This is a genomic window from Cnuibacter sp. UC19_7 (assembly GCF_042699995.1).
Taxonomy (GTDB): Bacteria; Actinomycetota; Actinomycetes; order Actinomycetales; family Microbacteriaceae; genus Cnuibacter.
In genome coordinates, this window is sequence record NZ_CP170560.1 from 2,828,107 (window position 1) to 2,852,753 (window position 24,647).

Consider the following 24,647-nt stretch of genomic DNA (forward strand, 5'->3'; position numbering starts at 1 on the left):
GGCCCGGGTTCCGGGCAGCGGGCTCAGGCGCGTGTGCGCCCGACGGTGAAGAGGGCCACCGCGGCGGCGACGACCATGAGCACCGCGCCCGTGAACGAGGTGATGACGACGCCGGAGTCGAACGCGTGGCGGGCCGAGTCGATCAGGGCGGTGCCCACCGCATCCGGAAGCGCCCCGCCCGCATCGAGCGCACCGGCGAGGGTCTCGCGGGCGGCGGAGGCCGCCTCGTCGGAGACCCCGCTCGGGATCACGAGGTGCGCCCGGTAGGCGGCCGCGAGCACGCCGCCCATCACCGAGGTGCCGAGCACCGCGCCGAGCTCGTACGCGGTCTCCGACACCGCCGACGCCGCCCCCGCCTTGGCAGGCGGGACCGATGCGATGATGATGTCGTTCGACAGCGTCTCGGCGAGCCCGACGCCCACGGAGAGCGCGGCGAACGCGGTGCCGAGCAGCAGGACCGAGGCCGAGGCCCCCGCCAGCGCGATGGTGAGGTAGGCCGCGCCGGAGAGCAGCAAGCCGGAGGCCATCAGCACGGCAGGGCGGATGCGCCGCACGAGACGCACCACGACGAGCCCGGCGACCATCATGAGCGCGGCACCGGGCACGAGCACGAGGCTCGCCTGCAGCGGGCCGAGCCCCACCACGAGCTGCAGGTGCTGCGACAGGAAGTAGAGCAGTCCCACCAGCGAGACCACGCTCATGAGGTTGACCAGCACCGAGCCGGTGAAAGCCGGCACGGTGAAGAGCCGCACGTCGAGCAGCGGGTTGGTCTGCCGCAGCAGGCGCCGGACGAACAGGATGCCGGCCGCGATGCCCAGCGCCGCGGCTCCTACGGTCAGGAGGTCGACGCCCTCGGTGGCGACGTGCTTGATGGCGAACACGATCGGCGCGAGCGCGAGCATCGACAGCACGATCGCGGGCAGGTCGATGGGTCCGGGATCGGGGTCGCGCGATTCGCGGATGACGAAGGGCGCGAGCGCCAGCAGCGGCACCAGGATGGGCACGGCGATGAGGAACACCGAGCCCCACGGAGCCACCTCGAGCAACAGGCCGCCGACGATCGGGCCGACGGCGCCGCCGAACCCGAAGCCGGTCGCCCAGACGGCGATGGCGAGTCGTCGCTGCTCACGGTCCTCGAACATCCCACGGATGAGCGAGAGCGTGCACGGCATGATCGCCGCGCCGAACACCCCCATCAGCAGGCGGGCGACGAGCAGCATCTCGGCCGAGACGGAGAACGCCGCGAGCACTGACACGACCGCGAAGCCGCTCGCCCCGACGAGGAGCAGTCGCCGCCGACCCCACCGGTCGCCGAGGTTGCCCATGGTGACGAGGAGCCCGGCGAGGACGAGCGGGTAGACGTCGACGATCCACAGCTGCATGGCGGCGCTCGGCTTCAGGTCGAGGGCGATCCAGGGCAGCGCGAAGCTCAGCACCGTGTTGTCGATCGAGACCAGGAGCACGGGGAGCATCAGCACCGCGAGTCCCAGCCAGTCGCGTGCGGTGGCGCGCGTGGGTGTGGAGGGCGTCTGGAGGATCATGGCGTCGACTACTATACCGTCTGGACGGTACAGTGACCAGCGACCGCGCCTCTCCTCGCGCGGCCGCAGTGTCGCGGAGAGGAGAATGGCAGCATGACGTCGGCCCGTGAGCGCATCCTCGACGCCTACGAGCGGCAGCTCGTCGAGCTCGGTGAACGCGGATCGACCCTCGATGCGATCGCCGTCGAGGCGGGGGTGTCGAAGGGTGGCCTGCTCTACCACTTCAAGTCGAAGGACGACCTCGCCGCGGGACTCATCGCCCGCCTCACCGAGCGGGGCGCCGCCGACCTGGCGGGGTTCCCCGACACCGCCGAGCAGGCGATCCACCACTTCATCGTCGCGGCGAGCGACGTCGACGACCCGCTGGGTGCGAGCTACCTCGCCACGCAGGTGCTCGCGCGGGCCGGGCGTCCGGATGCGTTCGCCGCACTCCAGGACCTCGAGGAGGGCTGGTACCGCGCCATCCTCGAGCTGACCGGCGACCCGGTCGTGGCGCGGCTCATGCAGCTGGTCTCGGACGGGATCTACTACAACGCCGCGGTCGTGCCCGAGGGCTCGCCGCCCACGGCGTCGGGGTTCACGCTGGTGCCCCTCGGCGACGAGCGCGAGGCGATCATCGCGCGCCTGCTCTCGCTCCTCCCGCCGGGTCTTGGTGGTGGCGGTCTGAGTGAGGGTGGTCTTGGCGAGGGCGGTCAGCGCGGCCAGTAGGGCCTGAACTGCACGCTGATGCGGGGGCCGACGGCGCGCTTGGTCTTGAGGATGGCGTGCTCGTGCGTGCGCTGGCAGCTGCCGCCCATCACGATGAGGTCGCCGTGTCCGACCGGGAAGCGCATCACCGCGCCGCCGCCCTTCGGGCGCACCGACAGCGTCCGCTCCGCACCGACCGAGAGGATGGCGACCATCGTGTCCTGGTGCAGGGTGCGGCCCACGCGGTCGCCGTGCCAGGCGACGCTGTCATCGCCCGTGCGGTAGAAGCACAGCCCCGCCGTCTCGAACACCTGCCGTGGCGGCCGGCCGTAGTGGTCGTTGAGCGCCTCGCGGGCCTCGGTGAGGATCGGCAGCGGCAGCTCGTCACCTCGCCCATAGCGCGACACGAGCCGCGGCACGTCGACCACACGGTCGTACATCTCGCGGCGGTCGGCCACCCATGGCACATGCAGGGCGAGCTGCTCGAACACGGCGTCGGAGTCGTCGAGCCAGCCCGGACGCAGGTCGAGCCACGCCCCCTGCGACAGCATGATGCGCTCGACGGCGTCGCCGAGCGGGTGAAGGCGGCGGCCGCCGTCGAGGAGGTCGAGCGTGTCGAACAGCGACCCCTGATACTGCAGATCCATGCCCGCGACTCTACAGATACTCGAACATATGTTCTAGTGCATGCCCACACAGATCGGTAGCCGGTGTCCTGTTTCGAGACATCGGTGGCGATTCCGGCTCAAGGCTTCGGCGACGTTTGGTACATCAGGAGATTGGTGACGTATCCGGAATATCGCGCCATCGTCCTTTCGGCCTGCCGTTACCGACGTAGGTTGCACCGGCAGGGGGACGAGTGTGCTCAGCGAGAGCCTCGCCATGGACGCTGGTGACAATGACGTTGTCCTCCTCGGCGAGGATGAGAAGGGTCTCGCAGCGATAGCGAGCCCTGACAACGTAGGTCACGCCGTCAAGTCTGAACGTTCCGATGCTAGTGAGCGCGCGGGAGGTGATTCCCCTCGTCCAGATGACTTCTGCATGGTCGCTGATCCGAGGTCGCCTGGTCGGTGGTTGCACAAGATAGGTCGGACGGTCTCTCGGGCGAGGTGCCTCCGCTTTCGGTGTCGTCTCCCACGCGTGCAGAGGCGTGACTCGGCCCGGTGGCCCCTGATGTGGACGCTCGGTGTTGTAGATCAGGTCGAAGGTGTCGACCTGATGCTGGAGCTGGTCGAGCGACTCGGCCAGAGGTTGTTTGTCGAGTGGTGGCGAGCCATCACTGTGACGCAGGCGACGATCGCTGCGAGCAGGATCAGTGTGATAGTGCCTGTGCCGATTCCGACGCCGCCGCGCGAGGGGGCGACGCCGAGCCAGTCGGCGAAGGACGCGCCGAGGGGGCGGGTGAGGATGTAGGCGATCCAGAAGGTGACGATCGGGTTGGCGGAGAAGAAGAGGTAGGCGGCCGCGGGGATGACGATGCAGGCCAGGAACACGAGGCCTGAGGCGAGGTAGCCGAGGTTGAGGACGGTCGCGGTCCAGTCGCCTGCCGCGGTGCCCAGGGCGAAGGTGGTCAGCACGGTAGCCCAGTAGAGGATCTCGCGGCGTGTGGTGGTGATGGAGTGGATGGAGAGGTCGCGTTCGAGGAGCCACCAGACGAGGAACACTCCTCCGAGGGCGAGAGCGAAGACGGCGGTGGAGACGGTGTAGGGGATGCCCAGTTCGACGTGGACGATGTCGGCGGCCATGGTGCCGAACACGCTGACCATGGCCACGGTCGACCAGTACACCCACGGGATGTACCGCTTCCGCGTCAGCTGCAGGACGAGGAACCCTGCGAAGACGACGAACCCGAGTCCAACGGCTACGACGGGGTCGATCGTGGTGACGAGGAAGTCGGATGCGGTCTCGCCCATGCCGGTGGTGAGCACCTTCGCGACCCAGAACAGCGCCGTGATGGCGGGCACTTTGTTCAGCATGCCGCCACGGTAGCCCGGCGCCCGTCGACGGCTCCCTGGTGCCCAGGCCCCATTCGTGAGAGTCCTCACAGACAACGGTGGTGGCTCGCGGCTTCGCGGGGGACGCTGTGCGTAGCGTCAACCGGGTGGAAAGGGGCGTCATGCTTCACAGTGGTGGGCTGCTGGACCCGTCCGGGTTGCTGGTGGGGGCCGGCCCGTGGGCCCTCGCCGTGGTCGCTGCGATGGTCTTCATCGAGACGGGTATGTTGTTCCCGTTCCTTCCAGGCGACTCGTTGATCTTCACCGCGGCGCTGCTGAGCACGCAGTTGGGCCTGCCGCTGTGGGCGGTGATCGGAACGGTAGCGGTCGCGGCAATCCTGGGCGATTCGGTCGGGTACTGGATCGGTCACCGATTCGGGCGCCGTCTGTTCAAGCCCGATGCCCGGATCCTGAAGCTGCGGTATCTGGAGCGGGCGGATGCGTTCTTCGCCAAGTACGGCCCGCACTCGCTCGTCTTGGCCCGATTCGTGCCGGTGGTTCGCACCTTCATCCCGCCCGTCGTCGGCGCGTCGAGGATGCACTACGTGCGCTTCTTTGTCTGGAACGCGATCGGCGGGGTGGCGTGGGCACTAGTGCTGGGTTTGGCAGGGTTCTTCCTGGGCCGCATTCCGGTGATCGCGGATAACGTCGAACTCATCGCCGTCGGCATCGTGGTGGTGTCGGTCATCCCGATCGCCGTGGCCTTCTTCCGTGAACGGCGACGCCACCATGCGGAGCAGCCTCTGAGCGCGTCCGAAGAGCGCCCGTCGGATGTCTGACACGACAGGGAGGGGCAGGCTCTTCTGGGTCCGCCCCCTTACTGTCGTGGGGCGGACCTCCTACTGCGCGCCGGGGGTCGCTGGAGCCGGGCCATCGTCGGCGGTCTCGCCAACTGCTGTGCCGTCCTCGATGCCCTGGCCTGTTCCGGTCTGGTCATCCGCGGTCTCGCCATCGGCGGTGCCGTCTTCCATCTCGCCGACCTGGTCGTCGGCGGTCTCGCCATCAGACGATGTACCGCTGTTTGCGGTGTCGCTGACCGGGGTCGGGCTGGTGACTGCGATGGCCGGTACTGCCACGGCCACACCAGCCACGGTGAGCACGGCGGCTGCCGCGACTACTCCGATGGTGACGTGGGTACGGTTCCTCATACTGACGCTCTTTTCCTACGGTGGTGGAGTCTCCACGCTAGGAACGGGTCCCGGGCGCATCCTTGGTTTTCGGGGGTGAGACCGTGAAGATGCACTCAGACAACACGACTCACGACGGGAGGTCCGCGATGGCGCAGGCAACCGACGCCGGGCCCTCGATCCTCGTCGTCGAAGATGACCCGCAGATGGCGTCGCTGCTCCGGCGCGGATTGACCGCCGAGGGGTACGACGTCGCTGTCGCCGCTGACGGCCTCCAGGGTCTTGTCATCGCCGGACGCACCCGGCCAGCCGTGGCGGTGCTCGATGTGATGCTGCCGGGGATGTCGGGTTTCGAATTGTGCCGGCGGCTGCGGGAACTCATCCCGGGCCTGATGGTGATCATGCTCACCGCCCGCGACGAGGTCGGCGACCGGGTCCGGGGCCTTGACGTCGGAGCGGATGACTACCTCGTGAAACCTTTCGCGTTCAGCGAGCTCGCCGCACGCCTGAGAGCCCTACGCAGACGCGACGCGCAGCAGAACCCGTCCGTCCTCACCGTCGGGGACATCGTTCTCGACACCATCCAGCATCGCGTCACCATAGGCGGGGTCATCGTCCACCTCAGCCCCAAGGAGTATCAGCTGCTCGCTCTCCTGGCCGCTCAGCCTGGGGAGACGATTGCTCGTGGCGTGATCATGACCGAGATCTGGGGCACGACCACCCACGCCGACGTCAACATCGTCGACCAGTACGTCAGCTACCTGCGCCGCAAACTGGATTCCGTCCCCTCCGCCACGAAGGTCATCACCGAGCGAGGCATCGGCTTCCGGCTGGCCGTGGCGCCGTGAGAGTCCTCGCGCGCCTGTCCATCCGTGCCCGGATGACGATCGGCACGATCGTCCTCGTCGCCGCGTTCTTCACCGTCTCCGCGATCGCGGTGCACCAGATCGTCGCGCAACTGCTGCAGAACTCGACCGACGCGGTGCTGGACAGCAACCTCGCCCCCTACGAGACATCCATCCTCACCGAGCCCCTCGACGCCGTCGACACTCCGGGCGAAGGCGAGCTGATCGCCGTCGCCCAGCCCGAAGGGACCACGGTCGTGAGCACCTTCCCGCAGGCGCTCACGGATGCCGTCGGTCCGTTGACGTCCGCGCCTGTCGGGACTCAACGCCTCACCGCGGGAGGCGCGGATTACGCGGTGACCGTCGAGCAGGTCCCCGCCGCCATGGGGAATTGGACGATCGCCGCAGCCCAGGACCTCGCGTCGACAGCGTCGATCCTGACCACGCTGGATGCGGGCCTGTCCATCGGTGGTGTCGTTCTCGTCGGACTCTTCGGGATCGCGTCGTGGGTCCTCACCGGTGCGGCATTGCGACCGGTGGAGCGGATGCGGCGCAGCGCCGAACAGATCGTCCAGACCCGATCACAGTCCCTGCTGCCCGTGGGTGAAGCGCACGACGAGATCACCGACCTCGCCACGACGCTCAACCACCTCATCATCGACCTCCGCGCCGCCGCCGCCCGAGAACGCCAGATGGTCTCCGACGCTAGCCACGAACTCCGCAGCCCGGTCGCCGTCCTCCAAGCCCAGCTCGAGCTGATGCAGTCCAGCGAGGGGCCGGCCGACCGTGACGCGGACATCCGAGCCGCCCAGCGAGCCGCGGCCAGGCTCAGCGCCCTCGTGGGTGACCTTCTCGAGCTGTCGCGACTGGACTCCGACACGGTCCCGACAGGGGCGGCCACCGTCGCCGAACTGATCGAGGAAGCTGGGGCCGCCGTCGACCGGGCACGCCTACGCACGTCCGGTTCCCGGGTCACCATCGACCTGTCGGTCGACGCGGACGGGGCAGACCCCGCCGGGTCAGCATCGATCCGACCGACCACGTTCGGACGCCTGGTCGACAACCTCGTCAGCAACTCGATCACCGCACTCGACGGCGACGGCCGTGTCAGGGTCATCGCCAGGGTGGGGTCGGATGCCGTCGTCCTCTCCGTCGAAGACGACGGCCCGGGCATGACTTCCGAGTTCCTGCCCCGAGCATTCGACCGCTTCTCCCAGCAGGACGACGCCCGATCCCAGCATCAGGGTTCGGGCCTGGGTCTGGCCATCGTGCATGCCGCCGCACAACGAGCCGGCGGCGAGGCGCACCTCAGCAACCGGCCAGAGGGCGGACTGGCTGTCACTGTCCGGGTGCCGCTGCGACTGTGAGAAGTCTCAGACGCAGGCGCTCTGCTGTGAAGCGGAACCCGAGTCGCGGCTGCGATCGTGCACCCCATGACGACGATCACGACCACCCGACGCGGGCAGACGCTGCTGAGCAAGGTTCCCGAAGTCACCATCTGGTTCTGGGTCATCAAGATCCTCTGCACCACCGTCGGCGAGAGCTTCGCCGACTGGATCAACACCGCACTCGGCGTCGGGCTGGTGATGACGGCCATGATATTCACCGCCGTCACAGTCCTCGTGTTGACCGTGCAGGTGAGCCTCCGCCGCTACCTGCCCGCCCCCTATTGGCTGACCGTCGTCGTTCTCAGCATCACGGGCACCCTCTACACCGACATCCTCACCGACCAGATCGGCGTCCCGCTCTGGCTCAGCTCGAGCATCTTCGCCACCGCCCTCATCATCGTCTTCGGCATCTGGTATGACCGGGAACAGACCCTCTCGATCCACAGCATCACCACCAGACCTCGCGAGGGGTTCTACTGGCTCGCCGTCCTCGTGACCTTCGCCCTGGGCACAGCACTCGGCGACTGGACCCTCGAACTCACCGGATGGGGCCCCGGAGCGTCCATCCTGCTCCCCGCAGCCCTCATCGCGATCACCGCGGCGCTGTGGCGCTACGGCGCCAACCCCGTGCTCACCTTCTGGATCGCCTACATCCTCACCCGCCCCCTCGGCGCCAACATCGGCGACTGGCTCGGGCTCCCCAGCAGCGAACAGGGCCTGGGGTTCGGGACCTTCGCGACAAGCATCCTCTTCCTCGCTGCGATCATCGCCACCGTCATCTACCTCGCCGTCAGCCGGGTCGACGTCACCGAGCAGCGACGCGCTCGCGCGGTTCCGTCAGAACGCCCACAGCGCCACAGAGCCTCCCTCATCATCCTCAGCGCCGTCGCGGCAGCCACCATCGGACTGCTCGCGTGGACGAACAGCCTCCCCCACGCCAGCGCACTCGCCGACGAAGGCCCGGTGAGCTCCTGTGACTCCGGCGCCCAGCTCACCGCATCCGATGCTCGTGCTGCCGCCTCGACCAGCTTCCCCAGCACCGACCTGGCCGAATTCCGAGACACGACGAACGACATCAAGACCCTCGTCGATGCCGGAGACCAGAAAGCCGCCGCCTCCCGCGCCACAGACCTCGAAACCGCATGGGACGACGCCCAACCGCGACTCCAAGCCGCCAACTGCCAAGCCTGGACCAGCATCGACCAGAAGATCGACCCCGTCCTCAGCTCCGTCCGCGCCAGCAGTCCCGACCCCACGAAAGAGGACGCGGCACTCAACGACCTGCTCGACACCCTCCCCACCCCGTGAACACCCGTGGGCAGCATTCACGCGACGCCATCATCGGCGGCATCGCGGTTCTCGCCACCATCGCAGCGATACTCACCTCGATACAGACACTGGGGATCCGCTGACCATCCAGGTCCCAACCACGAGGTGTCACCAGCACAGTCCGCGAAATGGTCACCTATGTCCTGACACAGAACTGTGACCGATGCCCTGAGACATAACACAGATCGGTAGCCTGACCCCATGGAGAGAGTGGTGGGGATCGGCGGGTGGTTCGTGCGCGCATCCGACCCAGACGCCTTGAAGGCCTGGTATCGCGACGTGCTCGGGATGGAGCTCGACCAGTACGGGGCGTGGGCGACGGAGCACGGGCCGACGGTGTTCGCCGTGTTCGACGCGGACTCCGATTACCTCGGTCCGCGCACGCAGCAGGGCATGATGAACCTCCGAGTGCGCGACCTCGACGCGATGCTGGCCCAGCTGCGCGCGGCGGGAGCTGACGTCGACGACGAGGTGCAGGACATGGACGGCGTCGGCCGCTTCGGCCGGGTGACCGACCCCGAGGGCACCCGGATCGAGCTCTGGCAGCCGGCCTGAGTCGCCCGCCCAGGCTGGGTCCGGCCGGGGCGGGGGCCCAGGATGCGCGCCTAAGCTGGAGGGCATGACCGGCCGCTTCCCCGCCGTGCGTCCCCGTCGCCTCCGCAGCACCCCCGCTCTGCGTCGCCTGGTGGCCGAGACCCGCATCGACCCCGCTCAGCTCATCCTCCCGCTCTTCGTGCGCGACGACGTGGTCGACCCCGTCCCGATCACGTCGATGCCGGGCCTCGTGCAGCACACCGTCGACACGCTGAAGGCGGCGGTCAACGAGGCCGCCGACCTCGGGGTGGGCGGCGTCATGCTCTTCGGCGTGCCGAGCGACGAGGTGAAGGATGGCGTCGGATCCGCAGCCACCGACCCTGACGGCGTGCTCAACGCGGCCACGCGGGCGGTCGCCGCCGAGGTGGGCGACGTGATCGTCGTGCAGACCGATCTGTGCCTCGACGAGTTCACCGATCACGGCCACTGCGGCGTGCTCGCCGCCGACGGCAGCGTCGACAATGACGCCACCCTCGGCCGCTACCGCGACATGGCCGTCGAGCAGGCGCGGGCCGGCTCGCAGCTGCTCGGCCTCTCGGGGATGATGGACGGCCAGGTCGCCGCGGTGCGCGCGGCGCTCGACGACGAGGGCTTCCAGGACGTCGCGATCCTCGCGTACGCCGCGAAGTACGCCTCCGCCTTCTACGGCCCGTTCCGGGAGGCCGTCGGATCGACGCTCAAGGGCGACCGCAAGACCTACCAGCTCGACCCCGCCAACCGGCGCGAGGGCGTGCGCGAGGCCCTCATCGACGTCGACGAGGGCGCCGACGTGGTCATGGTGAAGCCCGCCATGAGCTACCTCGACCTCGTCGCCGACGTCTCCGCCGTCGTCCCCGTGCCGACCTGGGCGTACCAGGTGTCGGGGGAGTACGCGATGATCGAGGCCGCCGCCGCGAACGGCTGGATCGACCGCGACCGGGCCATCCTCGAGAGCGTGGTCGGCATCCGCCGTGCCGGCGCCGAGGCGGTGCTCACCTACTGGGCCGTCGAGCTCGCCGAGCGTCTGAAGAAGGAGAGCCGCGCGTGACCGCCACGACGAACCAGGCCGAGTTCGAGCGCGCCCAGCGCTCCATCCCCGGCGGGGTCAACTCGCCCGTGCGCGCCTACCGCTCCGTCGGCGGCACGCCGCGGTTCCTCGTCTCCGCTCGCGGGCCCTATGTCACCGATGCGGAGGGTCGCGAATACGTCGACCTCGTCGCCTCCTGGGGTCCTGCGATCCTCGGCCACGCGCATCCGGAGGTCGTCGCCGCTGTGCAGGAGGCGGCCGCCCGCGGGCTCTCCTTCGGTGCGACCACGCCCGCCGAGTCGGAGCTCGCCGAGCTCGTGCGTGAGCGCGTCGAGGCGCAGGGTGTGCATCCGATCGAGCGGCTGCGGCTGGTGTCGACGGGCACCGAGGCGACGATGACGGCCATCCGCCTCGCCCGTGGGGTGACCGGGCGCGACCTGCTCGTGAAGTTCGCCGGCCACTACCACGGCCACTCCGACGGGCTCCTCGCCGAGTCGGGGTCGGGGCTCGCCACGCTGGCGCTGCCGGCCTCCGCCGGCGTCCCCGCGGCGATCGCGGCGCAGACGATCGTGCTGCCCTACCACGACCTCGAGGCGGTGCGCGCGGTGTTCGCCGAGCGGGCGGGCGAGATCGCGGCGATCATCACCGAGGCGGCGCCGGCGAACATGGGCGTCGTGACGCCCGAGCCCGGGTTCAACGCGGCGCTCGCCGACATCGCCCACGCGAACGGCGCGCTGCTCATCGTCGACGAGGTGCTCACCGGCTTCCGCACGGGCCCCGCCGGATGGTGGGGCGTCGAGAACGGCTCCGGGCTCGCGGAGCCCGCCGCGCATCCGTACCGTCCCGACCTCGTCACCTTCGGCAAGGTGGTGGGCGGGGGGATGCCGCTCGCCGCGCTGGGCGGCCGCGCCGATGTGATGGAGGCGCTCGCTCCGCTCGGCCCGGTGTACCAGGCGGGCACCCTCTCGGGGAACCCGGTGGCGGTGGCCGCGGGCATCCGCACGCTGCAGCTCGCCGACGCCGCGGTGTACGAGCGGCTCGACGCGGTGTCCTCCGTCGTCTCCTCCGCGGTGTCGGCGGCGTTCGGCGCGGCCGGAGTGGCGCACAGCGTGCAGCGGGCGGGCAGCCTGTTCAGCTTCACGTTCGGCCCGACCACGCCTCCGCGCGACTACGCCGACGTGCAGGCGCAGGAGGCGTACCGGTACGCCCCGTTCTTCCATGCCATGCTCGACGCCGGCGTCTCGCTGCCGCCCTCGGTGTACGAGGCGTGGTTCGTCACGGCCGCGCACGACGACTCGGCGGTGCAGCGCATCCTCGATGCCCTTCCCGCCGCGGCGCGCGCGGCGGCGGCCGCGGAGGCGCCGACCGCCTAGGCTCGGTCCCGTGAGGGATTCTGTGCTCATCGGGCCCGTCGAGGCGCCCGATCTGCAGGTGATGACCTTCAACATCCGCCGGCGCATGCCCGTCGACCCGCGCCCGGCCGACAGCTGGTCCCGCCGCGAGCCCGCCGTCGCCGCCGTGGTCGAGGAGGCGCGACCCACGCTGCTCGGCGTGCAGGAGGCGCTGCCCGGCCAGGCCGCTGCCGTGAAGAGGGCGCTCGGGCGCGGCTACCGGATGCTCGGACACGGCCGCAACGCCGACGGTCGAGGCGAGGGCACGCCGCTGTTCTTCGACTCGCGGCGCCTGCGGTTGCTCGAGTGGCAGCAGCTCGCCGTCTCGGCCACGCCCGAGGTGCCCGGGTCGCGCACCTGGGGCAATCACACACCCCGGACGCTCGTGCGCGCCGTCTTCGTCGACCGGGTCACCTCGGCGCGGTTCGTGATGATCAACACCCACCTCGACAACGTGTCGCGTCGCTCCCGCATCGAGGGCGCGAGGATGCTGCGGCAGATGGTGGAGCGCGACAGCCTGCCGGCGATCATCACCGGCGACTTCAACTCGGGGGAGGGCACGGAGCCGCTCGACGAGCTTTTCTCCGATGGCGCCCTCAAGGACGCCTGGCACGCCGCCGCCCGCCGGCTGAGCCCGCTGTGGGGCACCTTCGAGAACTACCGCGACCCGCGCTCGCACCGGAAGCGCATCGACTGGATCGCCGTGTCCGCCGCCGTCGAGGTCTCCGCCGTGCAGATCGCGGTGCGCAGGCCGAGAGGCGTCTGGCCGTCCGACCACCTCCCCGTGCAGGCCGTGCTGCGCATCCCGGCCCCAGCCGCAGCGTGATCGAGCGCTTCCTGCGCCGGCCGCAGACCGCGGGCGAGGTCGCGGCCGACGCGGTGCGGGCGCTCGGCATCGCGAGCGTGCTCGTCGCCGCCCTCGGCTTCGGGGCGACTGATGCGGGGATCGTCGCGTTCGTGACGCCGGCCCTGCTGGTGCCGCGGTTCATCGGCGTGCGGGTGGGGTTCGACCTCGCGTTCTGCCTTACGTTGCTCGTGGCGGCGTGGAGCAACGTACTCGACCTCTACACGACCGTGCCGTGGTGGGACGTGCCCGTGCACCTGCTCTGTACGGGGCTCCTCGCGGCGATGGCGTACCTCGTGCTCGAGCGGCTGGGCATGGTCGGCGGGCCCGGCGCGCGGCATCCGCGGGCGACGGCGGTGATCGTGACCGGCGTCTCCGGCCTGGCGCTCGGCGCGGTCTGGGAGATGGTGGAGTGGTTCGGTCGGGCCGTCATCGACCCGACCATCTTCGTGGGCTACGACGACACCATCGGCGATCTCGCGGTCGATGCGGTCGGGTCGCTCGTCGCGGGAGTCATCGTGGCGACGGTGCCGCTGCTCTCGCCGCGAGCCTGATCAACCCCCTCCCCGGGCCGGGCTCCTGGGAGTATGCCCGAATCGTTATGCGCTGCGGCGGGCCACCCCTGCCGAACGTCGGCGAGGGACGGCAGACTAGAGGGCATGGCAGTCCTCTTCGTGCACACAGATCGGCTCGAGATCCGTCTGACGCGCACCGAGAAGATGCTGTCCTTCCGCCGCACCGACATCGTCATCCCGCTCGACGACATCAAGTCGGCCGTGCTCACCGACGACCCGTGGATCTGGGTCCGCGGCATCCGCGCGCCCGGGTCGGCCATCCCGCTCACCCTCGCCATCGGCACGTGGAAGCACCACGACGGCAAGGACTTCCTCATCGTCAAGCGCACCCGCTCCGCGGTGGTCATCGACCTCGAGCGCCAGGAGTACTCGCGCCTCATCGTCACCACCTCCCACGCCGTCGAGCTGCTGCGCGCCCTGCGCCTCCCGCCCGAGGAGGGCACGGAGCGCATCGACGTCTGACACGCGCGCGCCGCGATAGGTAGGCGTGGGCTCCCCGCCTACCCCGGCGCGGCGTGAGCTGACTCCGGAGTCTCGGCGCCTGGAGGGCCGACTCCGGATTCCTGCCGGCGTCCCGGCCGGAAGTCCGGAGTCAGCCCAGGCAGGCCGGCGGCGCGCCGCACAGCCGGCCAGCGGCCGGATGCCGTCGCTTCGACACCGGATTCGGCAGAGTCCCCCGCTATTCGGCGAGGTCGGCGCGGATCGGTGTCGAAGCGACGCTGACCGCGCCGAACTGCGCCGGGGTCAGCGGCTGAGGTCGACGACCGTGCGGCCGCGGACGCCGCCGGCGAGGATGCGGTCGGCCATCGGGAGCACATCGGCGAGTCCGATCGTGGTCGTCATCGAGTCGAGGGCGTCGAGGTCGAGCTCGGCGGCGAGCGCCGACCAGGCGCGCTCGCGCAGGTCCACCGGCGCCTCCACCGAGTTCGCGCCCGTCAGCGTGACCGAACGCAGGATGAACGGCATCACCGTCGCGGGCAGGTCCGGCCCCTGCGCGAGGCCGCAGGCGACCACGGCGCCGCCGTACCTCGTCTGGGCGAGCACGTTGGCGAGCGTGCGGCTGCCGACCGAGTCGATGGCACCCGCCCAGCGCTGGCTCTGCAGAGGGCGGCCCTCCGCATCCGACAGCTCGTGCCGGTCGAGGAGGTCGGCGGCCCCGAGGGAGGTGAGGTAGTCGCGCTCCTCGGGGCGTCCGGTCGACGCGATGACCCGGTAGCCGCGACCCGCGAGCAGCGACGTGGCGATCGAGCCCACGCCGCCCGCGGCCCCGGTGACGAGCACGTCACCGTCGTCGGGGGAGACGCCGAGGTCCGAGAGGGCGAGCACGGCGATCATCGCCGTGAACCCCGCGGTGCCGATCGCGGCCGCCCGCTCGGGGCTGATCGACGCGGGCAGCGGCACGAGCGCGTCGGCGCGGACCCTGGCGCGGTCGGCGAACCCGCCGTGGCGGGCCTCGCCGATCCCGTCGCCGTTGAGCACCACCAGGTCGTCCTCCTCGAAGCGGGGCGTCTCGGAGGCGGTGACCCGCCCCACGATGTCGATGCCCGGGACGAGCGGCCATTCGCGGACCACCCCGGGGCGTCCGGACACCGCGAGCCCGTCCTTGAAGTTGACGCTCGAGTAGAGCACGTCGAGCGCGACCTCCCCGGTCAGTTGCTCGTCGTCGAACTCGGTCAGCTCGCCCGGCGCACCCTTCTCGGGCACCACGATCGCTCTCGTCACGTCTCCTCCTCGGCCCGCCGCGGCATCGTCAGGCGGGGACGCTCTCGACCCTAGCCCGGAGATGTCGTACGCTGGCAGGCTCGCCACCGACCGGGAGGCGGGCGGAAGGAGTCCGGCATGACCGGCAACGACCGCTTTCTCGAGGCCAATCGCGCCAACTGGGACGATCGGGCCACGCTCCACGCGGCCCGCACCGGCAGCGGCTACGAGACGGGCCGCTTCGTCGACGACCGCGAGATGCTCTCCGACGTCGTGCGCTTCGACCGCGAGCGGCTCGGCGACCTCAGCGGGCTCGACGTCGTGCACCTGCAGTGCCACATCGGCACCGACACCCTCTCGCTCGCGCGGCTCGGCGCGAGGTCGGTCGTGGGCCTCGACTTCTCCGAGTCGGCGATCGCCGAGGCGCGGCGCCTCGTCGCGGAGACAGGCGACCACGTCGAGTACGTGCGGTCGGATGTCGACGGTGCCGTCGACGCACTCGGCACGGAACGCTTCGACCTCGTCTACACGGGGATCGGCGCGCTGTGCTGGCTCCCCAGCATCCGCGACTGGGCCTCGGTCGTCGCCCGGCTGCTGCGCCCGGGCGGGCGGCTGTTCATCCGGGAGGCGCATCCGATCCTCTGGACCATGGACGAGCGGATGCAGCCGACCTACCCGTACTTCGAGCACTCCGAGCCCCTCGAGTGGGACGACGACGTCAGCTACGTCGAGACCGCCCGCAAGCTCACCGCGACGAAGACGTTCGAGTGGAACCACGGGATGGGCGAGATCGTGACCGCCCTGCTCGACGAGGGCCTCGCCATCTCCGGGCTGGTCGAGCACGAGACCGTGCCCTACGTGCCGTTCCCCGGGCTCATGGTCCAGGCGCCGCTCGATGAGTGGGCGCTCGCCGAGCGCCCCGGCACGATGCCGCTCACGTACACGCTGCAGGCTCGGAAGAGGTGACGGGCCCAGAGACTCCGGCAGAGCGGGGCACGCGGATAGGGTCGAGAGCATGGCAGACGACCAGCAGTCCGCATCCGCCCCGCAGTCGGGGCTGACCCCCGAGCAGCTCGAGGCCCACGAGCAGCTCGAGAAGCGCTCCGTCGAGGGCGAGGCGCGGTACTACGTGAAGGATCTCGAGAAGCACCTCCGCGCGTGGAGCCATCCGAACCCCGACGGGCTGGTCGCCTACTTCTCACCCGATGGGAAGTTCCACGCGCAGGGTGTGGAGCGCGAGCACCAGCTGGCCCTCATCGGCATGATGGGCGGCGTCGTCGCCTGAACCCCGGATCGCCCCGCAGGCGCGCTGCACCACCCCGAATGGGCCGAGCGCCGAACTCCTGAGACAATGGCGGGGGAGGGGGCGAGCACCAGAAGGAGGCGGATCGGCCACGTGTCGACTGAAGACCTCGAGGAGGCGTCCCTCGCGGAGCACATCCGCAGGCGCACGTTCCGTGGTTCGCTCGGCCTCGTCGTCGACAGTGCGTTCTTCCTGTTCGGCACGGCCGCGGCGGGCTGGCTCGCCTATCTCGTCGCCACCGAGTCGTTCGCCAAGGGGTGGCAGCAGCTCTGGTTCCTCGTCGTGTTCTGGGCCGTCGTGGCGTATCTGCTGCTCCCGCGGGTGCACAGCATCCTCACCCTCTTCTACGTGCCCGACTACTTCATCGGGCGCGCCAAGACGCGCGAGGGCCTGCTCGGCGATCCGGTCAACGTGGCGCTCCGCGGCACGGAGGAGCAGATCCACGAGGCGATGACCCGGGCCGGCTGGCACCGCGCCGACGACATGGGCCTGCGCAGCGCCCTGCGCACCATCCGCGCGACGATCTCCCGGCGCAGCTACCCGGATGCGCCCGTGAGCGCGCTGTACCTGTTCGGTCGGATGCAGTCCTTCACCTACCAGCAGGAGGCCGGCAACACGTCGAAACGGCACCACGTGCGCTTCTGGGCGTGCCCCGCCGGATGGCTGCTGCCCGGCGGTGTGCGCGCGGACTGGATGGCCGCCGGCACCTACGACCGGGCGATCGGTCTCTCCTTCTTCACCCTGCAGCTCACGCACCGCGTCGAGCGCGACACCGACCGGGAGCGCGACTACATCGTCGAGACCCTCGCGGAGGGCAACGAGTCGGTACGGGTCGAGACCATCCGCAACTTCTCGAGCGGGTACCACCACGTCAACGGAGGCGGCGACGCGATCTCCACCGACGGTGACCTGCCGATCGTCGACGTGTCGCGGGTGCCCACCTGGGATGTCGCGCCCCGGCCGTCGTCCGACCGCGAGTCGAGCGCGATCAACCCGCTCGGAACCACGATCGGCGAGCGCCCGCAGTCGATCTACCTGGGCGTCCTGCTCATGGCCCTGCGCGTGGCCTCGGCGATCGTCACCGCCATCGTGGTGGCGCTGTCGCTGCCGGAGGCCGAGCGCAGCATCCGCAACCTCTCCGGCGCGGTCACCCCTGAAGACGCTCAGTACCTCTCGTCGCTCGTGCTCGCGTCCTTCGTCACGGTGCTGGGGATCGCGATCGCGTTCTACTCGGCGCTCGCCTACCTGATCTACCACGGGCACAATTGGGCCCGGTTCGCCGCGATGGCCATCAGCACCGTCGCCATCGTGGGCGCCGCGCTCAACTTCTGGCACGGCGGGCCCGAGATCACGCTGCAGACCAACCTCGTGGGCCTGTCGTTCGACGTGCTCGTGCTGCTCGCCCTCTCGGGCACGGATGCGCGCGGCTTCGCGCACCGCCGCGGGCTCGAGCGGCGCTCGTCGCGCGCCCGCCGCCGCGCCGAGCGGCTCGCCGACGCCGCCACCGCGTGAGCGACCGGCCGGACCGTGTGAGCGAGGATGGACGGGTGAGAACAGCGGTCATCGTGGGCGGCGGGATCGGCGGGCTGACCGCCGCGCTCACCCTGAGGGAGTGCGGGTGGGACGTCACCGTGCTCGAGCAGGCGCCCGAGCTCAGCGAGATCGGCGCCGGGATCCAGATCGCGCCCAATGCGACGCGGGTGCTGCTGGCGCTCGGCCTCCGCGAGGCCCTCGAGCGTGTCGCGGTCACCCCGCTGGATCAGGTGCGGCGGCGGTGGTCCGACGGCGAGGTGATCGCGTCGATGCCCATGGGCGACGAGCTCGAGGAGCGGTACGGCGCCCCTTACTGGCAGTTCCACCGCGGCGACCTCTTCCGGGTGCTGCTCGACGCCTGCCGCGATCCGGACGCGGAGGGCGGCACGATCCGGATCCTCACCTCCTTCCCGGTGGTCGCCGCCGAGAACGAGGGCGCCGGCGCGGCGGCGATCGCCGAAGACGGGCGCCGGGTCTCCGGCGACCTCCTCATCGGGGCCGACGGCCTCAGGTCGGCGGTGCGCACCTCCGTCGGGTTCCCGGGGGAGCTGCGGCGCGAGAAGGAGATCTCGTACCGCGCGCTGATCCCGCGGGCCGTGCTCGAGGCGGATCCGGAGACCGAGTGGATCACGCACCACCCCACCAACACCCTCTGGTACGGGCCGGGCGCGCACGGCGTGCACTTCTTCATCCGCGGGGGAGAGACGCTCTGCCTCGTGGTGCAGAAGCACGGGACCGACCCCCGGCTCGACGACGCCCCGTCGGCGCTGGTCTCGCGCGACGAGTTCGTCGCTACCGTGCCCGGCTGGACGCCGCGGCTCGTCTCGCTCCTGCAGAAGGCCGGGGACGACGTGCTCCTTCAGCCGCTCCTCCACCGCGCCCCCGACGACGACTGGGTGCGCGGCCGGATCGTGCTGCTCGGCGACGCCGCCCACGCGATGCTGCCCTACCAGGGTCAGGGCGGCTCCCAGGCGATCGAGGATGCGGGCGCCCTCGCCACCGAGCTGGAGGGACCGGGCGCCGACGACATCGGGGCGGCCCTCGAACGCTATCGAGCGCAGCGCGCGCCCATCGCCGCTGAGCTGCAGCGCGCCTCCCTGGTGAACAAGCACTTCCTCCACCTGCCCGACGGCCCCGAGCAGCGCGCCCGCGACGCCCTCCTCCGGCATCGCTTCGAGGGCGACGGCGGCGTCACCTTCGACTGGATGTGGAGCCACTGAGAGCGCTGAGCGCCCAGTCGGAGAAAGTGAGGATTGCGCAGATAATGCAGATCCGGCTATCTTCGCCGTATGCCATCAGCGGCCCAGATCCTGCGCGAAGCGAGGGTGACGGCGGGCCTGACCCAGTCGCAGCTCGCGGCGCGGGCGTCCTCGACGCAGAGCGTGGTGAGCGCGTACGAGGGGAGTCGGCGTGAGCCGTCGTTGCGCACCCTCGTCAGGCTGGTCGGCGCCGCCGGCATGAGGCTCGACATCCGGATCAGCGCGCGCACCGAGGCGTCGTCTCGCCTGAGGCGCAGACTCGACGAGAACGCCGACGAGCTCAAGGCGTCGCTCGGAGCCCTCGGCGCCCGCTCGATCCGCCTGGTCGGGAGCGTCGCCCGAGGCGACGCGACCGAGACGAGCGACATCGACCTGCTCGTCGACCTGGATGAGGGGGCGAGGCTGTCCGACCTCGCTCGCCTCCGGCACGAGGCGGAGCGGATCCTCCAGACGCCGGTCGACGTCGTCCCGTTGGCGTCGCTGAAGACCCGCATGCGACGTCGGGCTCTCGACGACGCGATCCCGCTCTGAGCTCCGGTCAGGGCGAGCGTCAGTGCGCTCGCGGGCCCGTGCTCGCGTGGAGGTCGCGGGCGGCGTGTTGCAGCGCGGCGAGCGCGACGCGCTGGGGTGAGGGGCCGTACGAGACACGGGCGACCCCGAGCGCGGCGAGGCGTTCGAGCGAGAGGGGCGCGTGCAGGTGGCCGAGCAGGCTGACGCGGCGCTCCCCGATCCCCTCGACGAGGCGCTCGATCACCGCCACCTCGGTGACGCCGGGCACGAAGACGCAGGCGGCACCGGCGTCGAGGTAGGCGCGCCCGCGCTCCACCGCATCCTCGATCGTGTCGTCGAGGGGGCGATCGCCGCGCAGCAGGAAGGCGTCGGTCCGGGCGTTGAGCACGAACGAGATGACACCCTCGGCGTGCGCCGCGTTCACCGCCGATGCCACGTTCTCGACCGACTCGATGTGCGGACGCATCCCGTCCTCGAGGTTCGCGCCCACCACGCCGAGGCCGATGGCGCGGCGCACGGTCTCGCCGGGCGAGCCGTAGCCCGCCTCGAGGTCGGCCGTGACGGGGAGGTCGGTGCAGAGCGCGATCCGGCCCACCATGTCGAGCATGAGATCGACGGGGATCTGCTCTCCGTCGTCGTACCCGAACACCGCGGCGATCGCGTGGCTCGCGGTGGCGATCGCCCGCGTCTCGGGCAGCTCGGCGAGAGCGCGTGCGCTCGCGACGTCCCACACGTTGACCAGCGCCAGCACCTCGTGCGCCTCGTGGAGCTCGAGCAGGCGGGCGGCCCGCTCCCGCCGTCCGGCATGCAGGGTCGTCATGGCGTCAGCGTACCCCGCCGGCCCTCGCCCGCCCGCGGCCACGGCCTGCCTGCCGCCGCCCGCGGTCCGCCCGCGGCGGCGGGCCTCAGGCGGCGTGCTGCTCGCAGGCGGCATGGGTGGGGGCGCAGTCGGTGCAGACGACGAGCTGGGTGCGGCAGGCGGGGTCGGCGCAGTTCTGCATCCGGCTCGTCGCGGTGCGGCAGGTGGCGCACTCGCCGATGACGGCGGGAGAGTCGCCGTAGTCGACCGAGCCCCGGCCGTCGAAGACGTAGAGCGAGCCCCTCCACAGCCCCGACGAGCCGAAGCGCTCCGCGTAGCGGACGATCCCGCCGTCGAGCTGGTAGACCTCCTCGAAGCCCCGGCTGCGCATGAGCGACGAGAGCACCTCGCAGCGGATGCCTCCGGTGCAGTAGGTCACCACCGGCCGCGACTTGAGGTGGTCGTACCGGCCGCTGTCGAGCTCGGCGACGAAGTCGCGGGTGGTCGCGACGTCGGGCACCACGGCGCCCTCGAAGCGGCCGATCGCGGCCTCGAAGGAGTTGCGCCCGTCGAAGAAGACCACCTCATCGCCGCGCGACTCGACCAGCGCGTGCACCGCATCCGGATCGAGGTGCTCCCCACCGCCGACCACCCCGTCGCCGTCGACGGCGAGCTCGTCCGGAGCGCCGAAGCTCACGAGCTCGTCGCGCACGCGTACCGAGAGGCGCGGGAAGTCGGTGCTCGCCCGGTAGACGGTGTGGCGCGACGCCGGCTCGTCGGTGAGGCCGGTGCCCTCGCTCCACTTCACGTCGAGGCCCGAGAACGGGCCGAACTCGCGCGTCTTGCGCAGATAGCGCTTCACCGCGTCGAGCTCGCCCCCGAGGGTGCCGTTGATGCCGTGCGGCGAGAGCAGGATGCGGCCGCGCAGCCCGAGCGACTCGCACAGGTCGCGCTGCCAGAGGCGCACGGCCCCGGGGTCGGCCACGGGCGCGAAGACGTAGTAGAGGATGATCTTCGGAATCGCCACCCGCTGATCCTAGGTCGTGCGCCGACGGCGATGCGCCGCTGAGCAGCACTACCCAGGCGGCCTTCGTCGCGGATGCGGCGCGTGACAGCATGACAGCGGTGGCGGTCGTCGTCGCCGTGAGGAGACAGCATGCGCCACGCACAGACCCCGACCCTCGCCGCCCAGGAGTCCGCGGGGGGACCTCGCCGCGCACGTCGTCTGCTGCTCGGCGCCGCTGTCGCGGCGACCGTCGTGCTGGGTCTCGCCGGATGCGCCTCGGGCTCGGGCGCGGGCTCGTCGGGCGGCCAGTCGCAGGCGAGCGCCGCCGCCACGAGCAGCCCCACGGCGGGCGCTGATGACGACGACGAGGACGCCGACGCGGCCGACGGCGGCAGCGATGTGCAGGGTTCCACGTTCGCCGACGCCCGGGCGGTGCTCGACGCGTTCCTCAAGGCCGGCGGCACGTGCGAGAATCCGGTCGACTCGGGTCTCAGTGTGGCCACCTCGTCGCTCGACTGCACCGGTCCGTCCGGCGGCACCCAGACGATCGCGGTGTTCGCGTCCGAGGGCGAGGCGAAGAAGTGGTACGACGCCCAGACCGTCGTCAAGACGCAGGCCAGCACCAGCTACCTGCTCGGCGGCAACTGGGCGATGGTCGGCGATGCGAGCAGCATGAACGCGGGCCAGAAGCTCGGCGTGCGCGACCAGACCCTCGTCATGAACTGACCACCTGCATCCGGGGGCGTAGCGTCGGCGTCATGGGACTCATCGCGATCGAAGAGCACTGGAACCTGCCCGCGCTGACCGACGAGGTGCGTCGGCTGCCCGAGGGGCAGGGCGACCCGAGCATCGTCCTCGACGAGATGGGCGACAACCTCGAACGTCTCGACGATCTGGGCGAGCTGCGTCTGGCGATGATGGACGAGCAGGGTGTCGACGTCCAGGTGCTCTCGCTCGCCCCGCCCGGCACGCATCCGCTCGACCCGGCAGCGGCCGTGGAGTGGAGCGCGCGAGCGAACCACATCGCCGCCCGGGCCGTGGCGACGCATCCCGACCGCTTCCGTGCGTTCGCCTCGCTGCCGATGCCCGACCCGGGCGCAGCGGCGGCCGAGCTCGAGCGCGCGGCCGGGCTCGGTCTCGTGGGCGCCATGGTCTACGGGCGCGCCGGCGTCGTCCCCCTCGATGATCCGCGCAACGACGAGGTCTTCGCCACCGCCGCGCGCCTCGGCCTGCCGGTGTTCATCCACCCGCAGGTGCCGTCGCAGACGGTCCGCGAGGCGGCCTACAGCGGATTCGGTGGATCGACCGACCTCGGACTGGCCACCTTCGGATGGGGCTGGCACCTCGAGGCCGCTCTGGCGGCCCTCCGCCTGATCGTGGCCGGCACGTTCGATCGGCATCCTGAGCTGCAGATCGTGCTCGGCCACTGGGGAGAGCTGCTGCTGTTCTGGAAGGACCGCATCGCGAGCCTCGCGCGCACCGCGGGGCTCGAGCAGAGCATGCTCGAGTACCTCCGCGAGAACGTCTGGATCACCAGCTCGGGAATGCTCGACCCGGCGCTCCTGCGCCACACACTCGACATCACCACGCCCGACAGGCTGCTGTTCTCGACCGACTATCCGTTCCAGCGACCGAGCCGGGACGACATCCGCTCCTTCCTCGACGCGTTCCCGAGCGACGAGGCGCGCACCGCGTTCACGGAGGGCAACGCCAGGAGGCTGTTCCGCCTTCCGGCCTGATCCGCGGCTCACGCCTGACCTGCGGCTCACGCGGGGAGCGGACCGCCGCGCGCGTCGAGGAGCTGCTGCATGTACTGGATCTCACCGGTCTGCGCGAACACGATCGAGTTCGCCAGGGCCAGCACCACGGGGTCGGCGGTTCGGGCGATCACCGCATCCGCCATCTCGACCCCGCCCTGATGGTGCGCGATCATCAGCTGGAGGAAGATCCGCTCCGCGTCGGTGCCCTGCGCGGCGGTGAGCCGCGCGATGTCGGCGTCGGACGCGAAGCCGGGCATCGTCGTCGGCACCGTGCCGCTGCCCGCCGCCATGCCGTGCCCGGCCATGTCGTCAGCACCGGGGGTGATCACGGGCTGCAGCATCCACGTCATGGGCGGCTGCGTCGAGGCCTGCGGCAGGTTCCACTCGTTGAGCCAGGCGAACATCTGGCCGGACTGCTGCGCCTGCGACGTGGCGATGTCGTAGGCGAGGCTGCGCACGGCCTCGTCGTCGGTGCGGTCGCGGATCAGCATCGCCATCTGCACCGCCTGATCGTGGTGCGTCTGCATGTCGCGGGCGAAGCCCGCCTCCGCGCTGCCCTCACCGGGCGACGACGAGCGCGGCGCGAGGAACCATCCCGCCAGGAAGCACACGAGCCCCACCGCGATCGCCGTGGTGAGGGCAGCGGCGAGGCCGCGCCCGCGTCCGGTCGAGCGCGACCGCGCGGGAGCGGCGCCCTCGCGCTCCTCGCCCTCTTCGGTCGCCTCCGGCTCGCGGACGGGGGAGGTCACGCGACGCGGCCCGGCCCGTCGAGTCCGCCGGTGCAGGAGGCGCCGGGCTCGGGGGCGTCGTTCGAGCGCCAGAACTTCGTGACGAACTCGTTGAGCCGCGGGTCGTCGACGCCGTCGAGCTTCACCTGCTCGCCCCACGCGGAGGCCACGACCGGTGCCCCGAGGCCCGGGTAGGGCGAGAGCACGATGTACGTCGAGGGGAGGGCTCCACGGAGGGCCTCGACGCCCGCGGCGTCGACCTGATCCGGATCGTAGGTCACCCACACCGCGCCGTGCTCGAGGTCGTGCACGGCGTTCTCGTTGGGCACCGGCTGCGAGTAGACGCCGCAGTTGAGCCAGATCGCCGCGTGGTCGCCGCCCACCGGGGGCGTCTGGTCGTACGTCACCGAGCCCTGCACATGGTTGGCGGTGAGGTTCGGATACGACTGCAGCCCGTCGATCGCGATGCTCGCCGGATCGACCTTCGGCGCCGCGTTCACGATCACGAGCGTGATGACGAGGGCGAGCACACCCACACCGCCGACGATGCTCGACACGATCGTGATCATCCGGTTTCGGCGCTGCCGGGCCTGCGTGCGCTGGAACTCGGCGACCTTCTCGGCGCGGCGCTGCTCGCGCTGCTGCTTCACCGAGAGCTGACGCTGAGCGTCCTTGGCCTTCGGAGGGATCGGGCTCGACCCGGGTCGGGGGGACTGATTGCTCACGT

The 24,647-nt window shown here is 70.7% G+C and carries 27 protein-coding genes; 18 read left to right on the forward strand and 9 right to left on the reverse strand.

Translation table 11 applies throughout. From position 1 onward, the window contains the following. Positions 1–23: 23 nt before the first annotated feature. Entirely contained in the window at positions 24–1,541 is a 1,518-nt protein-coding gene (locus tag ACFJGV_RS13470; protein ID WP_378144500.1) for an MFS transporter, read from the reverse strand. Between the two features lie 93 nt (positions 1,542–1,634). Between ACFJGV_RS13470 and ACFJGV_RS13475 the strand changes: the two genes are divergently transcribed. Next, positions 1,635–2,249, forward strand: a complete 615-nt coding sequence (locus tag ACFJGV_RS13475) for a TetR/AcrR family transcriptional regulator (protein ID WP_378144501.1) — start codon at positions 1,635–1,637, stop codon at positions 2,247–2,249. Here the strand turns inward: ACFJGV_RS13475 and ACFJGV_RS13480 are convergent. Together ACFJGV_RS13480 and ACFJGV_RS13485 are read right to left on the reverse strand one after the other, a co-directional pair. Continuing rightward, complete coding sequence (locus tag ACFJGV_RS13480; RefSeq protein WP_378144502.1) at positions 2,234–2,875, reverse strand: alpha-ketoglutarate-dependent dioxygenase AlkB; 642 nt, start codon at positions 2,873–2,875, stop codon at positions 2,234–2,236. The genes ACFJGV_RS13475 and ACFJGV_RS13480 overlap by 16 nt on opposite strands. A gap of 549 nt (positions 2,876–3,424) precedes the next feature. Then, on the reverse strand, positions 3,425–4,204 hold the full coding sequence (locus ACFJGV_RS13485) for a hypothetical protein (RefSeq protein WP_378144503.1): 780 nt from the start codon (positions 4,202–4,204) through the stop codon (positions 3,425–3,427). 125 nt (positions 4,205–4,329) lie between these two features. On the opposite strand from ACFJGV_RS13485, the gene ACFJGV_RS13490 reads away from it, so the two are divergent. Further along, positions 4,330–5,001, forward strand: a complete 672-nt coding sequence (locus ACFJGV_RS13490; protein WP_378144504.1) for a DedA family protein — start codon at positions 4,330–4,332, stop codon at positions 4,999–5,001. Positions 5,002–5,061: 60 nt separating this feature from the next. Here the strand turns inward: ACFJGV_RS13490 and ACFJGV_RS13495 are convergent, their stop codons facing one another. After that, positions 5,062–5,370: a hypothetical protein gene (locus ACFJGV_RS13495; protein ID WP_378144505.1), complete on the reverse strand. Its 309-nt coding sequence runs from the start codon at positions 5,368–5,370 to the stop codon at positions 5,062–5,064. Between the two features lie 128 nt (positions 5,371–5,498). Here ACFJGV_RS13495 and ACFJGV_RS13500 point away from each other — a divergent pair, with 128 nt between their 5' ends. The 9 genes from ACFJGV_RS13500 (at position 5,499) to ACFJGV_RS13540 (ending at position 13,783) form a co-directional block, all read left to right on the forward strand. Further along, positions 5,499–6,197 (forward strand): response regulator transcription factor, encoded by a 699-nt coding sequence (locus ACFJGV_RS13500; RefSeq protein WP_378144506.1) that lies wholly within the window; start codon positions 5,499–5,501, stop codon positions 6,195–6,197. Between the two features lie 32 nt (positions 6,198–6,229). Next, positions 6,230–7,561, forward strand: a complete 1,332-nt coding sequence (locus ACFJGV_RS13505; protein ID WP_378144507.1) for a sensor histidine kinase — start codon at positions 6,230–6,232, stop codon at positions 7,559–7,561. 66 nt (positions 7,562–7,627) lie between these two features. After that, a complete protein-coding gene (locus tag ACFJGV_RS13510) occupies positions 7,628–8,890 on the forward strand; it encodes a hypothetical protein (RefSeq protein ID WP_378144508.1) in 1,263 nt (420 codons plus the stop codon). Between the two features lie 222 nt (positions 8,891–9,112). Beyond that, positions 9,113–9,466: a VOC family protein gene (locus tag ACFJGV_RS13515; RefSeq protein ID WP_378144509.1), complete on the forward strand. Its 354-nt coding sequence runs from the start codon at positions 9,113–9,115 to the stop codon at positions 9,464–9,466. 64 nt (positions 9,467–9,530) lie between these two features. Continuing rightward, entirely contained in the window at positions 9,531–10,532 is a 1,002-nt protein-coding gene (gene hemB / locus ACFJGV_RS13520) for a porphobilinogen synthase (protein ID WP_378144510.1), read from the forward strand. Continuing rightward, on the forward strand, positions 10,529–11,884 hold the full coding sequence (locus ACFJGV_RS13525; protein WP_378144511.1) for a glutamate-1-semialdehyde 2,1-aminomutase: 1,356 nt from the start codon (positions 10,529–10,531) through the stop codon (positions 11,882–11,884). Before hemB ends, ACFJGV_RS13525 begins: the two co-directional genes overlap by 4 nt. 10 nt (positions 11,885–11,894) lie before the next feature. Then, positions 11,895–12,728, forward strand: coding sequence for an endonuclease/exonuclease/phosphatase family protein (locus ACFJGV_RS13530; protein WP_378144512.1), 834 nt, complete (start codon positions 11,895–11,897; stop codon positions 12,726–12,728). After that, positions 12,725–13,300 carry a hypothetical protein gene (locus ACFJGV_RS13535; protein WP_378144513.1) on the forward strand — a complete coding sequence of 192 codons (576 nt, stop codon included), beginning with the start codon at positions 12,725–12,727 and terminating at the stop codon, positions 13,298–13,300. Before ACFJGV_RS13530 ends, ACFJGV_RS13535 begins: the two co-directional genes overlap by 4 nt. 105 nt (positions 13,301–13,405) lie before the next feature. Further along, entirely contained in the window at positions 13,406–13,783 is a 378-nt protein-coding gene (locus ACFJGV_RS13540; RefSeq protein ID WP_378144514.1) for a hypothetical protein, read from the forward strand. 282 nt (positions 13,784–14,065) lie between these two features. On the opposite strand, the gene ACFJGV_RS13545 is transcribed toward ACFJGV_RS13540, so the two are convergent. Next, complete coding sequence (locus ACFJGV_RS13545; RefSeq protein ID WP_378144515.1) at positions 14,066–15,043, reverse strand: MDR family oxidoreductase; 978 nt, start codon at positions 15,041–15,043, stop codon at positions 14,066–14,068. Positions 15,044–15,160: 117 nt separating this feature from the next. Between ACFJGV_RS13545 and ACFJGV_RS13550 the strand changes: the two genes are divergently transcribed. From ACFJGV_RS13550 to ACFJGV_RS13570, 5 genes are all read left to right on the forward strand, one after another. After that, positions 15,161–15,988, forward strand: coding sequence for a class I SAM-dependent methyltransferase (locus ACFJGV_RS13550; protein ID WP_378144516.1), 828 nt, complete (start codon positions 15,161–15,163; stop codon positions 15,986–15,988). Between the two features lie 49 nt (positions 15,989–16,037). Beyond that, the gene (locus tag ACFJGV_RS13555; protein WP_378144517.1) at positions 16,038–16,307 is read left to right on the forward strand and encodes a hypothetical protein; all 270 of its coding nucleotides are present in this window, start codon (positions 16,038–16,040) and stop codon (positions 16,305–16,307) included. A gap of 111 nt (positions 16,308–16,418) precedes the next feature. Beyond that, entirely contained in the window at positions 16,419–17,837 is a 1,419-nt protein-coding gene (locus ACFJGV_RS13560) for an LssY C-terminal domain-containing protein (RefSeq protein ID WP_378144518.1), read from the forward strand. A gap of 35 nt (positions 17,838–17,872) precedes the next feature. Next, on the forward strand, positions 17,873–19,078 hold the full coding sequence (locus tag ACFJGV_RS13565) for an FAD-dependent monooxygenase (RefSeq protein WP_378144519.1): 1,206 nt from the start codon (positions 17,873–17,875) through the stop codon (positions 19,076–19,078). A gap of 69 nt (positions 19,079–19,147) precedes the next feature. Beyond that, positions 19,148–19,648, forward strand: a complete 501-nt coding sequence (locus ACFJGV_RS13570; RefSeq protein WP_378144520.1) for a nucleotidyltransferase domain-containing protein — start codon at positions 19,148–19,150, stop codon at positions 19,646–19,648. Between the two features lie 19 nt (positions 19,649–19,667). Here the strand turns inward: ACFJGV_RS13570 and ACFJGV_RS13575 are convergent, their stop codons facing one another. Both ACFJGV_RS13575 and ACFJGV_RS13580 read right to left on the reverse strand, forming a co-directional pair. Next, on the reverse strand, positions 19,668–20,447 hold the full coding sequence (locus ACFJGV_RS13575; RefSeq protein ID WP_378144521.1) for an isocitrate lyase/phosphoenolpyruvate mutase family protein: 780 nt from the start codon (positions 20,445–20,447) through the stop codon (positions 19,668–19,670). A gap of 85 nt (positions 20,448–20,532) precedes the next feature. Then, complete coding sequence (locus ACFJGV_RS13580) at positions 20,533–21,453, reverse strand: rhodanese-related sulfurtransferase (protein ID WP_378144522.1); 921 nt, start codon at positions 21,451–21,453, stop codon at positions 20,533–20,535. Positions 21,454–21,582: 129 nt separating this feature from the next. Here ACFJGV_RS13580 and ACFJGV_RS13585 point away from each other — a divergent pair, with 129 nt between their 5' ends. Beyond that, positions 21,583–22,158 (forward strand): hypothetical protein, encoded by a 576-nt coding sequence (locus ACFJGV_RS13585; RefSeq protein ID WP_378144523.1) that lies wholly within the window; start codon positions 21,583–21,585, stop codon positions 22,156–22,158. A 32-nt stretch (positions 22,159–22,190) separates the two neighbouring features. Beyond that, positions 22,191–23,171 carry an amidohydrolase family protein gene (locus tag ACFJGV_RS13590; protein ID WP_378144524.1) on the forward strand — a complete coding sequence of 327 codons (981 nt, stop codon included), beginning with the start codon at positions 22,191–22,193 and terminating at the stop codon, positions 23,169–23,171. A 26-nt stretch (positions 23,172–23,197) separates the two neighbouring features. On the opposite strand, the gene ACFJGV_RS13595 is transcribed toward ACFJGV_RS13590, so the two are convergent. Together ACFJGV_RS13595 and ACFJGV_RS13600 are read right to left on the reverse strand one after the other, a co-directional pair. After that, positions 23,198–23,941 (reverse strand): DUF305 domain-containing protein, encoded by a 744-nt coding sequence (locus tag ACFJGV_RS13595; RefSeq protein WP_378144525.1) that lies wholly within the window; start codon positions 23,939–23,941, stop codon positions 23,198–23,200. Beyond that, positions 23,938–24,645: a DUF3105 domain-containing protein gene (locus ACFJGV_RS13600; RefSeq protein ID WP_378144526.1), complete on the reverse strand. Its 708-nt coding sequence runs from the start codon at positions 24,643–24,645 to the stop codon at positions 23,938–23,940. Before ACFJGV_RS13600 ends, ACFJGV_RS13595 begins: the two co-directional genes overlap by 4 nt. Positions 24,646–24,647 lie beyond the last annotated feature (2 nt).